Source organism: Alicyclobacillus sp. CIJ1 (assembly GCF_057538885.1).
In genome coordinates, this window is the sequence record NZ_BAAJPH010000003.1 from 1 (window position 1) to 13,601 (window position 13,601).

The 13,601-nt window shown below is 53.2% G+C and carries 13 protein-coding genes and 3 pseudogenes; 10 read left to right on the top strand and 6 right to left on the bottom strand.

Going from position 1 to position 13,601, the window contains the following annotated elements; translation table 11 throughout:
• Positions 1 to 45: 45 nt before the first annotated feature.
• From AC27E8_RS00005 to AC27E8_RS00015, 3 genes are all read right to left on the bottom strand, one after another.
• Positions 46 to 201, bottom strand: a complete 156-nt coding sequence (locus AC27E8_RS00005; protein WP_487097066.1) for a hypothetical protein — start codon at positions 199 to 201, stop codon at positions 46 to 48.
• Positions 202 to 312: 111 nt separating this feature from the next.
• On the bottom strand, positions 313 to 699 hold the full coding sequence (locus AC27E8_RS00010) for a retropepsin-like aspartic protease (RefSeq protein ID WP_487097067.1): 387 nt from the start codon (positions 697 to 699) through the stop codon (positions 313 to 315).
• A 505-nt stretch (positions 700 to 1,204) separates the two neighbouring features.
• Complete coding sequence (locus AC27E8_RS00015) at positions 1,205 to 2,005, bottom strand: ParA family protein (RefSeq protein ID WP_487097069.1); 801 nt, start codon at positions 2,003 to 2,005, stop codon at positions 1,205 to 1,207.
• A 192-nt stretch (positions 2,006 to 2,197) separates the two neighbouring features.
• Here AC27E8_RS00015 and AC27E8_RS00020 point away from each other — a divergent pair, with 192 nt between their 5' ends.
• The 3 genes from AC27E8_RS00020 to AC27E8_RS00030 all read left to right on the top strand — a co-directional run bounded on the left by AC27E8_RS00020 (position 2,198) and on the right by AC27E8_RS00030 (position 4,635).
• Complete coding sequence (locus AC27E8_RS00020) at positions 2,198 to 3,166, top strand: site-specific integrase (RefSeq protein WP_487097071.1); 969 nt, start codon at positions 2,198 to 2,200, stop codon at positions 3,164 to 3,166.
• 53 nt (positions 3,167 to 3,219) lie between these two features.
• Positions 3,220 to 3,447: a hypothetical protein gene (locus AC27E8_RS00025; protein WP_487097072.1), complete on the top strand. Its 228-nt coding sequence runs from the start codon at positions 3,220 to 3,222 to the stop codon at positions 3,445 to 3,447.
• 369 nt (positions 3,448 to 3,816) lie between these two features.
• Entirely contained in the window at positions 3,817 to 4,635 is an 819-nt protein-coding gene (locus AC27E8_RS00030) for a DUF6788 family protein (RefSeq protein ID WP_487097074.1), read from the top strand.
• Positions 4,636 to 4,867: 232 nt separating this feature from the next.
• Here AC27E8_RS00030 and AC27E8_RS00035 read toward each other — a convergent pair whose 3' ends face one another.
• Both AC27E8_RS00035 and AC27E8_RS00040 read right to left on the bottom strand, forming a co-directional pair.
• Positions 4,868 to 5,281, bottom strand: coding sequence for a helix-turn-helix domain-containing protein (locus AC27E8_RS00035; protein ID WP_487097076.1), 414 nt, complete (start codon positions 5,279 to 5,281; stop codon positions 4,868 to 4,870).
• On the bottom strand, positions 5,278 to 6,861 hold the full coding sequence (locus tag AC27E8_RS00040; RefSeq protein ID WP_487097077.1) for a GmrSD restriction endonuclease domain-containing protein: 1,584 nt from the start codon (positions 6,859 to 6,861) through the stop codon (positions 5,278 to 5,280). The genes AC27E8_RS00035 and AC27E8_RS00040 overlap by 4 nt, the downstream gene beginning before the upstream one ends.
• A gap of 698 nt (positions 6,862 to 7,559) precedes the next feature.
• Between AC27E8_RS00040 and AC27E8_RS00045 the strand changes: the two are divergent.
• From AC27E8_RS00045 to AC27E8_RS00075, 7 genes and pseudogenes are all read left to right on the top strand, one after another.
• A pseudogene (locus tag AC27E8_RS00045) lies at positions 7,560 to 8,051 on the top strand (UPF0236 family transposase-like protein); the annotation flags it as partial.
• A gap of 73 nt (positions 8,052 to 8,124) precedes the next feature.
• Positions 8,125 to 8,457 (top strand): IS66 family insertion sequence element accessory protein TnpA, encoded by a 333-nt coding sequence (gene tnpA / locus AC27E8_RS00050; RefSeq protein ID WP_206880040.1) that lies wholly within the window; start codon positions 8,125 to 8,127, stop codon positions 8,455 to 8,457.
• On the top strand, positions 8,451 to 8,813 hold the full coding sequence (gene tnpB / locus AC27E8_RS00055; RefSeq protein WP_014463250.1) for an IS66 family insertion sequence element accessory protein TnpB: 363 nt from the start codon (positions 8,451 to 8,453) through the stop codon (positions 8,811 to 8,813). Before tnpA ends, tnpB begins: the two co-directional genes overlap by 7 nt.
• 45 nt (positions 8,814 to 8,858) lie before the next feature.
• A pseudogene (gene tnpC, locus AC27E8_RS00060) lies at positions 8,859 to 10,441 on the top strand (IS66 family transposase).
• 140 nt (positions 10,442 to 10,581) lie between these two features.
• Positions 10,582 to 11,553: pseudogene (locus AC27E8_RS00065) on the top strand (ISLre2 family transposase); the annotation flags it as partial.
• Positions 11,554 to 11,678: 125 nt separating this feature from the next.
• Positions 11,679 to 11,873 (top strand): type II toxin-antitoxin system HicB family antitoxin, encoded by a 195-nt coding sequence (locus AC27E8_RS00070; protein ID WP_487097080.1) that lies wholly within the window; start codon positions 11,679 to 11,681, stop codon positions 11,871 to 11,873.
• A 2-nt stretch (positions 11,874 to 11,875) separates the two neighbouring features.
• Positions 11,876 to 12,097: a type II toxin-antitoxin system HicA family toxin gene (locus AC27E8_RS00075; protein WP_487097082.1), complete on the top strand. Its 222-nt coding sequence runs from the start codon at positions 11,876 to 11,878 to the stop codon at positions 12,095 to 12,097.
• 54 nt (positions 12,098 to 12,151) lie between these two features.
• On the opposite strand, the gene AC27E8_RS00080 is transcribed toward AC27E8_RS00075, so the two are convergent.
• Entirely contained in the window at positions 12,152 to 13,411 is a 1,260-nt protein-coding gene (locus AC27E8_RS00080) for a replication protein (RefSeq protein WP_487097084.1), read from the bottom strand.
• Positions 13,412 to 13,601 lie beyond the last annotated feature (190 nt).

A 13,601-nucleotide genomic window follows, 5' to 3' on the forward strand; every position in this document is an offset into this window, starting at 1 on the left:
CGCCGGGGAATGCAAGTCCCTCGGCGGGGGCGATGCGTATGGTCGTTAGCGCGCCATGAGTGCGCGGCGTGCGCCATCCTCTACGCCAGCTAAGTAGGCCTGCATCAGCGCGTCGCGTACTTCACTCCATTCGAGTTCGTACAATGCGAGTTTTTCTTCCATTTCCTTCATGATGGTATCCAGGTTTCGGCTCTTCGCCATTGCGTCCCCCTCCATATGGAACTAATTCAGTGCTTAAATCCTCATCACATGCGCATTTTCACATTCAACGCGACATGATAAAGCCACGTTGAATCCGCGCAAAATCCACGTTCATTTACCCCTAAGCTCCATAGTCGCCAAGTCGATAACAAAGCGGCCAGAGACCAGAATATCGGTGCCGAGCAGACCGCTTACGCCATGTTTGGCCGCGAAGTCACGCGAAAAATCCATCGAGTGTATCGGGACTGTGTACTCACCAAGCTGAACATGGCCTTCTAAAAGCTTGTGTAACGATACTTCAAGGCCTCCGATGCCCTCCATGTACACAAACACATCTTCATCGTCAGCGGCGATGCCCATATCCTCAACCAAGTCCAGGTCAATCACCGAGTGCGCAGCCCCCGTATCAAGGAGCATGTTTGGGATGGCCTTAGATTGACCATAGACGGAGAGTATCATGGTGACGAATAACAATCCATCGCGATACTCTAGCTTCATTTCGCGACCCTCAGCGCGCCTGCCACGCGATGGATGGGGATAATCACTTCGTTCTGTCCAGTGTGATAGATGAACACTCCATCTCCGCACTCCCGCATGGCTTGCGTGGCCTCTTTCCCATCAGTCAATGGGCGTATAACGGCCATATCCTCGACGTGTATCCCATCCGCTTCCCGCCGCCATGAAAGCATCTTGAGTAGCATCCAACGGTTTGGGAATAATTCGCGCACCTCATTCCAACGCACGTTCTCACCTCCGTTCGTTTGTTCGTTCCTTACTACGTTCGTTTAAGTATCGCTCAATGAGCATTTCCACGACTTCGTACATGTTGGCTTCATCCATAATGCACTGTAGTTTCAACTGTCGATGAAGCTCCGGACGTAAATCAAAGCAGTAACGTCGGCGCTCCACCTTCTTTGACGAAGGAACGTTCGTAAATTCGCTCGATGTTTCCTTGATAGGTTCCAACAATTGCTCGTGTGCGCTTTGGTGCGCACCTTCGTTCTCACTCACTGGCTTGAGACTGTTGCGCAGCATATCGGCTTTCGACACGTTCCACCAACTCCCGTACAAACGACTCATACTGTTCCAAGGCCTCGCGGTCCACCTTAGTGGCATCCCGTATGCCAATAGCGGCGTACTCCTTGATACGCGCTTTACGTCTGATAACAGTATCAAAGACAAACTCCTGATACTCCGAACGCGCATCCTCTAGGACAGCATGGTCTAGGCTTGTCCGCGCATCAAGCATGGCAGGTAGGATACCTGCTATCACAAGGCCCGGATTGACCTTCTCTTTGACTGCCAAGACAAACTCAATGTATCGGTCTAAGGCGCTATAGCAAAACGGCTCACATTGCAAGAGCACCACGGCGTAATCACTAGCGGCCAGCCCGTTGGTCGTTTGCTCGCCTAGGTTCGGGGGCAGGTCAATCAGGATATAGTCATACTCATCCTTTACCTTGGCCAGCGTATCCCGCAGGGCAGTTCGATAATCGCCGCTATACTCGCGATGCAGCCACATCCCGAGACCTGCGAGAAAGTCCTCGGCTGGCAACAGGTGTAGTGTGTCGCTTATCGTCGTAATGTACGGGCGTGGATTTTGCTCCTGTATGGCTTGCAACACCGTCTTGCCAGTGAAGTCGTAAATGTCTCGGCCCGTCAAAAACTGCGTCAAATTCCCCTGCGAATCGAAGTCCACGGCCAGCACGCGGTGTGAACGCGATAACAGCCAGGCCGTTATCCCCGTGGTCGTGGTCTTACCTACACCTCCTTTTTGAATTCCGAAACTCACGGTAATCCCCACTGCCTCACCTCCCTAAAAAACGTATATTCGCTCTTTGGTTCTCATACTCCTGCTAACAAACGTTCGATGTTACGAATTAACCATCTAACGAACGTTCGAACGAACTTATAGACAAACGAACGATGGTATGCTATTCTAACTTCCGATAAGGTTTCATTATCAGAATCTAGAAATGAACAGGAGGAACCAACCATGGAATACCTTGTACCACGCAAGGAAATGGCGTTAGATAATAACCTTACCAACATTGACCAAAAGGCGAAAGAGTATATCACCCAGTCTAAGGCCTCAAACACCGTGCGCGCATACCGCAGTGACTGGAATCATTTCGCGACTTGGTGTGAGGCCAACGGCCTAACGCCCCTGCCCGCCACGCCGGAGACCATTGCTCGCTATCTAACGGCCATGGCAGACCACTGCAAGGTCAGCACCCTTCAGCGCCGTCTCGCCGCCATTAGCCAAGCGCACAAGGCCGCTAGCTATGGTGGTATATCGACCAGAGAGGAACCCCTGCACAGCGTGTGGCAGGGCATTCGCAGGACGCATGGGACGGCTCAGCAGGGTAAAGCTCCCGTGCTCACAGACGATATTCGCGCCATGGTGCAGACGTTGCCGGATACCATCCTGGGTGTACGCGACCGAGCCCTTTTGCTGATTGGTTTCGCCGGAGCCTTTCGACGCTCGGAACTCGTCTCCCTGAACGTCGAAGACGTGGAGTTTACCCGCGACGGCCTGGTGGTGCATCTGCGACGCAGCAAAACAGACCAGGAAGGGCAAGGTCGCGATGTAGGTATCCCGTATGGCTCCAATCCAGAGACCTGCCCTGTACGCACGCTACAGGCCTGGCTGGAGGCCTCAAGCATCACCACAGGCCCGCTGTTTAGGCCCATCAACCGCCATGGGCAAGTGCAGGTCTCACGGCTCAGCGATAAGGCCGTGGCGCTGGTAGTCAAGCGGTGCGCTGAAGCCGCAGGCCTCGACCCGTCGAAGTATGCTGGCCACAGCCTGCGCGCAGGCCTCGCGACATCCGCAGCCATGGCAGGGGTAAGCGAGCGGGCGATTATGGCCCAGACAGGCCATAAGAGTACGACTATGGTTCGCAGGTACATCCGAAAGAGCAGTCTGTTTGCAGAGAACGCAGCAGCGAGCATAGGATTGTGACTGTCTTGTGTGTTTCTTGTGTAAACGATTACCCGAATATAGCTGAGTATTGTGTGAACGATAGTGCGCACAATCAGACTGTTGCGCCGTTCGTCTCGGGCCATGGCTGTGAGCCTCCGGGGCATTACAGCCTGGTGCTCAGTGAGCGCATCGAGCACCTAGAGACGTTGGCGCTGATGCTGCATAAAGTCTTGCCCGACGCACGCATCGCGATTCTCACGGGGAACCTGCCGAAGCGTGAGCGTGAAGCCGTAGTAGCACAAGCGCACCGAGAAGCGTAAGGGCGTGAGCGGATTCCACACCCTTTATGGAAGGGCGGGTGGATAGCCCTCCCCTCCATCGCCGCCTATCAAACGCTCGCGTGATTTTATCCAGTTTTTGAAAAACTCAAGGAGGCTCACATGTGGAGGTGCAACCATGATCTTGCTCGCTTTCATCGCGACCCAAACCGCACTGTGTGGTGTGCGTGGCGATGGCTCGACCAACACATTGCAACACGCATTCGAGCACTTGAGCAGGGCGCTCACTCCCGCCGCCTGCTCCTAGGAGAGAGAGAAGGGCGTAGCTAATACTTACACCCTTTCGCCCATTGCGCTCACCCTGTCTTGTGGTATCATTGCACACAAGACCACAAGGCAGGGGTGGGCGTCATGCAATACGATGGGTGGAGCGTGGTGGCGCAGTATCGCAAGTGCGGAAAGCCGAATTGCCGCGTGTGCGCGGCGGGAAGAGGCCATGGCCCGTATTGGTACGGAACAAAGACCATTGACGGCAAGCGGGTGAGCAAGTATTTCGGGCGTCAATTGCCACAAGGCGCACAAGAGGACACACCAGACACGATACGGCGACTGCAACGGGAGTTAGCTCATGCACAAGCGGAAATCACCGTCTTGCAGGCCAGGATCGAGGAATTGCAGCGCGAGAACGAGGCCCTGCGCCAACGATTAGAGCCTCCAGCACGTGAGTTAACCCGCGACCAAGTGCAGGCGATTTGGGAAGCAGCGGACAAGAACAGCTATGCGCCCATTGTACGCGCCCTGGCGTATGACAGTCTCATGCGCGCACTCTTCCCCGACGACACACAAGAACACACAAGGCTACGTACAGGCCATGGGGCAAGGCCGTACATTTGCCCGTTTCGAGGGCCACGATACCGATTTGCGTCACCAGAAAAACTCATCGAGACAGCCATTCCATGGCTGCTCGAAAGCCATCTGAAATCACATGAGAACAAAAAACAGGCCGCCGAACGAGAGGCGGCAAAGGAACAGGCTGTGCGCAGGCAATTTGAGCATATGAGTGACATGGAGCTGATCAAGCTGCTCGCAGAAATGGACACCAGCCTGCACACGGGCGACATGACAGGATGGACAATCGATCGCCCGACACTGGAGTACTACCGAAAGGTCGTGGGCAAAATGATGGCAGAACGGACGCACGCAAGGGCTATGGGCAGAAAGCGCCCCTAATCGCCCTCTCTCGCCCTCACCTGCTCCATCAGGTTATATCCTACGTCCATGTCATTTGCATGACCTTATACGCCAAAATAAAGCGCTTACATGGGGGGGCAACACCACCACAGCCCCAATGTGGTGCGTTGGTGTGGCGTAGTGTGTGGGTGTGGTGTGTGTGGAGGAGGGGGACATAAGGCTTCGCCATGGCTGAAGCCCCCCTAAATATAAAGAGCACAACATGTGACACCTAATTCTTGGATTGGTTGACGAGCCGCCTTACTTGTTCATGGCTTAGCCCAAGCGCTTGCCCGATCTGTCTGTAGCTCATGCCCTCACTCCGCAATCTCAAGGCCTCCTGACGACGTTCCTCGGCTTGTCTACTCAAACTACTCAAACTTGACACGGACCCTTGTCGCGCAACGGCTCGCCATTTGGAATCACGTAGCAGCTTGCTTACGGCTTGTTGAGTAATCCCTAAGCGTTTGGCAATCTCCTTTTGCGTTAGACCTTCCTGCCGCAACATGACGGCTTCCTGACGGCGTTTCTCCACTTCGGCAAGGTACTCTTCGCGTGGTACTGCACCCTTCTTGCGCCTGTATCTTTCGGCCTGTAGCACTACACAAAAATGTAAGGGCAGTTCAACCTGCCCCTTCCGTTTCATTCACCAGTTAACAACTTTATCGCCTGCTCGATCCTCTTAATCCGTTTGTCAATAAACGAATCATAATCATTGTTTCTGTAAATAGATTCTTCAGTAGGAAGAAGATTGCTATCTAGAATACTTTTGAAGCGTTCCTTGGATACGATATTGAAAAAGTAGTCAGACGGTTCTTTATCAGATATCAACTTGTTTGAACTAGCCGGAAGAAAGCAGAAGTTACAGATGACATCAATCTTGTCATTGGGTATACCCTTGCTCTTCAAATATGCCTTTGGAAACACATGATGATATTCTTTTCTGTTATACGACGATAAAGCATTCCCTAAATCAATAGCATTTCCGTTGGTCAAATCCCGCGGCCTAAACTGTGCAAACAGAAGAAGTATTGCTCTGGCAAGCGGATTGGACTTGGAAAGCTTTTGGTTTCTTATCTGTGTACCAGTAAAGTTGGATTCATATTTGCGCAAATCGTCATAGTCATTATTTAATATCTTGTCAAAGAAGGCGATGTCTCCGTTCATTGCTTCGTCTGTAGCCGATGAGTATCGATTGGAAAACGTAGTCCTCCAGAACCATTTCTTCACGGCATCGCTCTGTTGATCGTTCAGATGATTTGTCCGTGAAAACAGATACGTTAATGGAACAATTTGTTGTGCTTTCGGTAAGAAATCATCAGATTTCACGTTGAATTGTGTAGAAATGAAGTCAATAGCCTGTTCTAAGCTTTGCTTAACCAATTCCGTCTTGTCTCTGACTTCACTCGGACTCAGTTGTAGAACTTCACTTGTTATGGTTGTTTTGTCAATAATTGAGCCAAAGCATTGCAGAATGATTTTTTCTTTTATGTTACCGAACGATCTTGTCTCCAACATATCGAAAATATCATCAAATACTTCCTTCAGGTGATAATCTTCTTTCCAAGTCCATGCAATCATAAGGTCCAGTGGCGACAATTCCGTTCCTCTGTTATTAATTCTTTCGAAAATGATTCCTACCTCAGTCGTCTCTCTCTTTTTAATAGTTACAGTTGGTATTTCATAGTTTTGGAATTGTGATTGTAACTCAGTAGCAAGCCTGGACTTGTCCTCGTCGTAGTTCCTAATCTCATTATTAAATTGATAGTTGTCGAACAATAATCTTAACTCAAGATTTGTATGGGTAGCATTCACCTTGGATTTATGAACAAATTTTTTATCGTCCAGATCAAAATAAATGTCAAATAAACTTATATCAGCGTCGAAGTCTGACTGGTCCTGCTCTAATCCTTGACAGAACACACCAAAAATCGTCGTGACCCTCTGTTGCCCATCCAAAATGTAATTTACAGGATAATTTGGTTTACTATCAGGTAGCTTAAATCCCCCTATATTTCGGCTGGATGGCAATTCCTCATTCGTTTCCCACAACAGGATACTCCCAATTGGGAAGTCATTATAGATACTGTCAAGTAAGTCAATTACTTGCTCCTGCTTCCACACAAATCCCCTTTGGAAAGGCGGGATCTTTATTTCGCCCTCGAGTATTTTATTTCTCAACTTATCTATTTTTATGGATGATGTGTTTAATTCGCCTTTGGACAACAACGCAAACACCCCGGTAGAACGAGATCTATCATGCGAGGATATTATAACATCAATTATCCGAGCCTTTTGCAGAATGACTTGTTCGGTAGAAGAGGAAAAAGAATTGTACCGCCTCCGCGACACATGCGGAACGCCGAGGAGGTGCTCGTACGAGAGATTATCACCGAAGGTATTCCTCTCCATCCAGGCCGGCGAAAGTCCGAATCTGTTGCGGGATAAGCTGCGTGCATGAAAGCGAGGGAGCGTGATGTTGAGACCGCACAGATCCAGGACTAAGCAGTTGAGATCGAACGACAACACGCTCCTAGACCGGGCGTACCTCGCGTTTCATGAACCGCCGTATGCGGACCCGCACGTACGGTGGTGTGAGAGGACGGGGGCTAGCCGCCCCCTACCGTGAAAATAGGCAAACAGACCCCTACGATTTCCATGTGCCGGACCAAATCGTATGCAGATGGCGGATGTTCATCCATCATCGTCTAGACGCGATGCCATTTTCATCATCCCGTGGCGTCGAACATCGACATGGACGTCTACTCAAATCAAACTTGACACGGCCCCTTGTCGCGCAACGGAGCGTATAAAGTTTGAGTAGGGGCTGCTCTCGGGAGGATTTTCCGGGGACAAAGAGAAGAGACCTCACTGACCACAAAAACAACCCGCGTTGCAGCGCGGATGAAGAGGTGAGGTCTCTTATGTTGGACATTCGACGCAGCTATGCAAGTTTCCTGTTGCTCGTGATGATCGCCGCCAGGCTGTCGCAACGTCCAGGGGATTTTGCGGTGCTCGAGGAAGAGGTTTCGAGGGCGCTGACCGATTTGGGGGCCGTGGTGATCACGTCGGTGCTTGAAGCTTGGGACGAGAAGCTGGCGGCGGAGCGTGACCGAAATGAGTGGGAACTGGTTCAGTGTAAACCACGGACGATCGTGTCCACCCTGGGAGAGATTACATATCGTCGGCGTTACTACCGCAACCGAAAGACGGGCGAGCGCCGTTTTCTGTTGGATGAGGTAGCAGGGTTTGAGCCCCGTCGTCGATTGAGCGGGAAGTTGAGAGACCAAGCTGTAGCGCTGGCGTTAGATGTGTCGTATCGGCGTGCGGCAGAGATTCTCCAGACGTGGGTGCCAGACATCAGCGCGATGGCGATTTGGCAAGAGGTGCAGAGGCTCGGAGGGGAGGTAAGCGTAAACTGAGACCCACATGGCTTTCATCCTCTCGTCGCTTGAAAATGTCATCAACAAGCCACGGGAGGGTTCTTGTATGCGAGAGCACATGTCTCACCAGGAGCGTCGTGAACTTTGGCGTGAACGGATCGCTGCCTTCTACGACAGCGGCCAGTCCGCCAGTCAGTTTTGCGCTGAGCACGGTCTGAAACCCCATCAGTTCTGGTACTGGCTTCGCCGACTACGAAACGAAACCGCACCTGGCACGCACGACACGACGTTCGTGTCGGTCGTGACAACCTCATCACCTTCGGATGTAAGCCGTTCGCCCCTGACCCTGCGCATTGGTTCGGTCGAGATTGACGTCCGTCCCGGCTACGACGCCTCGACGCTTGCTGAGCTCATTCGGCTCGTGATGCGTGTTTGCTAGCCTTCGACTGGACTTCGGATCACCGCGTCTATCTCGCCTGCGGCGCCACGGACATGCGCAAATCCATTGACGGACTCGCCGCGCTCGTCCAGGCGTCGTTTCAACTCGATCCGTTTTCGCCATGCCTGTTTGTCTTCTGCAATCGGCAACGGGACAAGCTCAAAATCTTGCACTGGTCGCACAATGGATTTTGGCTGTACTATCGGCGCTTAGAACGCGGTCGATTCGATTGGCCAGAGACTGGCGATGCCAAGACCATGGTGATCACACGGCGCGAGCTGAACTGGCTCCTGGATGGCCTGCCGCTCGAGCAGCCGAAGGCGCATCGAGCCGTGCATGTCCGTTCTGCCATTTGAACGGGACAAGGAGGAATCGGATCCACGTTGTCGAATGCTTAGGGCATGACCCACGAGAACGGCACCATCACCATGACCGAACAAGAATACGAGGCCCTTCAGCGAGAAAAGGAGCAATTGCGCCAACAGGTGGCCTACTTGGAGGAGCAAATCCATCTGCTCCGTCATCGTCTGTTTGGGGCTTCCAGTGAAAAGCGCCGCAAGACCCAGGCGGAGTCGGATAGCGTCCAGCTCTCGCTGTTCAACGAAGCCGAAGTCGAGGCGGACGCCACAGCTTCTGAGGAGACCGAGGAAAGCGATACGGACGCGACGTCGGAAGGCGTGGAGACGGAGACCATCACGTATGAGCGCCGGAAGCCTCGTGCGGCACGGGAGCGTGACGCCTGGCTGTATCAGGGCGAGGCAGACGAGAATGTGCGGGTGAGCTGCATGAGATGAGCCGTGAGATCACGCGGCGCGTGAAAATCATCCCGGCGCAGATGAAAAAAGTCGAGTACGTGCGGTACGTGTACGCCTGCCGACACTGTGAAGCGCAGGACGTGGAGACCCCTGTGGTGCGCGCGCCGATGCCGAAGCCGGTGCAGGCGAAGAGTCTCGCGACGCCAGAAGCGGTGGCATACGTGATGACGAAGAAGTTCGTCGACGGGATGCCATTGTACCGGCAAGAGCAACAGTTTGCGCGGCACGGGTATCCGCTGTCCCGCCAAACGCTGGCGAATTGGGTGGTGCACGCGGCGGAGACGTGGTTAGAGCCGCTCTATGCGAAATTGCGCCAAGTGCTCTTGGCTCAGCGCTATCTACATGCGGACGAAACGACCCTACAAGTGTTACATGAAGCCGGGCGCGCAGCGCAGACCCAGTCGTACATGTGGGTATATCGCAGCAGTATGAATGGACCACCCATTGTCCTGTACGATTACCAGGAAACGCGAAGTGCGGACCATCCGCGGCGGTTCTTGGCAGGGTTTCAAGGGTATCTGCACGTGGATGGATACGCGGGGTATGAGGGCTTGCCGGATGTCACCCTTGTCGGATGCTGGGCGCATGCGCGGCGGAAATTTGACGAAGCCCTCAAGGCAGTGCCTCCCAAGGAGCGAAAGGGCAAGACGGCTGCCGAAGAAGGATTGTCCTTCTGCAACGCGCTGTATGCGGTGGAGAAGAAGCTGAAGAACGCAAGTGCCGAAGAGCGGCAACGTGTGCGGATGGCCCAAAGTAAGCCCATCCTGGACGCGTTTTTGGCATGGCTTGAAAAGCAGGAACAGCAGATGTTGCCGAAGAGCGCGTTAGGACGAGCGGTGAGCTATGGCCTGAAGCAGTGGCCGAAGCTGATTCGGTATGTCGAAGACGGGCATTTGGAGATCGACAACAACCGCTGCGAGCGGTCATTAAAGCCGTTTGTGATCGGGCGGAAGAACTGGCTTTTTGCCAATACGCCGCGTGGAGCGCGAGCCAGTGCTGTGACATACAGCATCGTGGAGACAGCGAAGGAAAACGGACTGAATCCGACCGTGTATCTCACGTACCTCTTTGAACGGATGCCGAATATGGATCTGATGGATGAGGCGGCGTTCGAGGCATTGTTGCCCTGGTCAGAAGGGCTCCCGGAAGGGATTCGAGTGAAGAGGTGAAATTTCAAATTCATCAGCGAAGGCCCTGCCGGCGACGGCGGGCCTTTCGTATGGAAGCACGAGTCCTTTAGCACTCGTGCGGAGCCGGGCGGATGCTCAGCCCCACGCCTGACACATGAGTCAAGGTGTAGTTCGGTTGACGTTTACGAGGGGAGAAGCGCGCCCGAGCTGAGTTGGAGCGCGAGAAGGTGTTCAAACAAGGGGAAGTGCCAGCGGGAACACGAAAAGCGGAGACGCTCTTTGTGGAAGCGGATGGCGTGTATGTGCGCGGGCGCAGGGAGGAAGATGGCCAGTCACACTTCGAACTGAAAGTGGCCGTGGCGTATGAAGGCAAGCAGGAACAAGGGCGTGAGCGGCGCGCCCTGATGAATCGACAGGTGGTTGTGGGGACTGAGGAAGCCGAACGCTTCTGGGAAGGGGCAGTGGCATCGTTTGGGCGCGTGTGGGACTGGGCCAGTGTGAAACGGTGTTGGCTTGGTGCAGACGGCGCGGAATGGGCGAAGAAGGGCGTCGAAATGCTCCCTGGAGCTCGATATCGATTGGACCCCTTTCACCTACGGCGCGCAATAGCTGGGGCCTTGGGGCGGGAAACGCAGGCCTACCGGAAGGTATGGGATGCGGTAGGAACCGGGGATTGGTCACGGGTTGAAAAAGTCCTGACGAAGATGGAGAGCCAAAGCGAAGGTGCGAAGAAGCAGCGTATCTCGAAGCTGAAGTCATACATGGAGAAGAATTGGCAAGGCATTGTGAGCGATGGTGACGTGGTGAGTCTGGGTGCGATAGAGGGTCAGGTGTTCCACCACGTGGCGCGACGGATGAAGCGCCATGGGGCACGTTGGAGCAAGTCAGGGGCGGATGCGCTCATGCGGCTCATTGCAGCGCGCGCCAATCACGAGTCTCTGCGGGCAAAAACACCTTCTCGTTCGGAAATGCAGGCGAAAGTGGCGGTGAGAACAAAGCCAGCGAACGAGGTGGAGATCGCGCGGCGGGTCGAAGAGGCGGCGAATTGGCTAGAAAAACACATGCCAGCATTAGTCGGTCCGCGTGCGGACCGACCATGGGTGAAGTATGTGCTTCGTGAGCTCGCGAGAGTTTCATTCACGATTGCCTAACCAGCCTAAGTGCAGCCTAAGAGGTGAGGTCCTCCCCTACGACAACTTGACACGGCCGCCCGGCTGCTGCTGCCTGCTCAAATCCGTTACATTTGCGTATACTCAAAGAACAGGAGGTGCAACATATGCGACTCACTGCCGCAATTACGAAAGAGGATGAATGGTACGTAGCTCGATGCTTAGAAATCAACGTGGCGAGCCAAGGACATACCATCGACGAGGCCATAACAAATTTGAAAGAGGCCATCGAACTGTACTTAGAGGACGAAGAACAACCCATCGAAACAAACGCGCCTATCATTGCGCCTATTGAGGTTTAATCATGAGTCCATATCTCCCGACCGTATCCGGAACTGAAGTGATACAAGCACTGCGCAAAAAAGGCTTCCACATCATCAGTCAAAAAGGCAGTCACGTGAAACTCACAAACGACCAAGGCAGAAAAGTCATCGTGCCACTGCACAAATCCGTCGCAAGGGGAACGCTCAACAGCATCCTAAACCAGGCTGGCCTCACTCAAAAAGAGTTCAAGGACTTGCTATAGGCCAGAGGCCAGGGAGCTTCGCCCCCCTAATATAAAGTGACGGACCATTTTCGTTTACAGACACTTCTTTAACTGACTGATCCTTTGTGGTGTAACTCCAAGCAACTCTGCAAGTTCATTGCGCGTGATGTACGGATTTTCTTCGATAGCCCGACGTATTTTCTGCACCATTTCAGCGGTTTTGTTCGCTTGAACGGTGAGATATTCATCTCTCGGTACAGCGCCGTTCTTGCGGCGGTATCGCTCCGCTTGCGCTCGATTCCGGCGGCGTTTCTCGTTTGCACCAATGATGGTCTGCAAATGCCGTTGTTCCTCTTCGGTAATATCAAGCCACTCGATGATTTTCGCGTTCGAGATATTGTACCCAGCGCCCGGGTAGCCCATCTCTTGCGCTATACGATTAGCCTCGGCATCATTTCGCGCATGCCACGCTTTTTCGGCGCTCTGGGTGGCGCGTCGAACTTCGGATTCAGGTAATGGCTCAGTGAATTTGCTGTTGAGGTCTAGCGTATCCTCAAGCGCTTTTTCTGGGTCCTCTAAGTAACAACACAACCAATATCTGTAGAGGAACAGCGTGGTTTCTCTATATCCCGTCATGTGGTATTTGCGCAGCTCACACAGTCGCAATAAGTCCATAAATCGCGCGTAATGCAGGCTATACAGCGTGAATAGCTTATGCGAGATACATCTTGTGCGCGTTGCTGGACGCCCTCTACGTGGTGTGAGCGGGGGCAGGTATTCATCCGCGATTTCGCGCAGGCTTGGCCTGTAATCGTGGCGATAATACGCGCGTACCACTGCGCCATTTTTGCTGTTGATGCTGCCCGCAATGCGCAATACCCGCGCGGCGTCCACTGCCCTAGCGTCCGCGCCATACTCGCGCAGCTGCGCCAACAAGTGGCGTTGTATGGCCTGCCATAAGGGTAGCGCAGCGGCGGGCGCAGGCTCGATAAGCCAAATAAGCGCGAGGCCGCGCCCGGAGTAGAGGATGATGTTTGGCTCTGGTATCTTACTCCGAAACCAATCCTGTTCCAATTCGTATACTATGTATTCTGGCAATAGATTAAATAGGTGACAGTCTACATCGACGTACAGCGCCCGCAGTTGCCGTATGTTTTCCACTTTGCGGGAAGGTATGTAGAAAGTGTTTTGCGAGAAGTAAACATCGAGGCCTGTCCAGTCGCTTATGGCGCGAGCAAGCTCGCTAGGCCTGTAGTGGCGCTGCCGCCAGCGGCCATACTCATCGCGCTTGGCGAGGGTTATGTATCCATCAGCATCGCCATGGAGAGTATGTATGTGTGTTACAGCGTCCATGCGTATCACCCCTAGCATGATATGGGTGTCACATGGACGGCCACATGGTGTTGCATCGGAGTGTCAATGGGGTATAATGAAACCACAACCGAAGAACTTAATAGTCCATGTGACAATCGTCCATGTGACAGAAGGGCCTGCTGGTGGCGCAAACACTAGCAGGCCACGTGCTTTGTTATAGACTAAAACG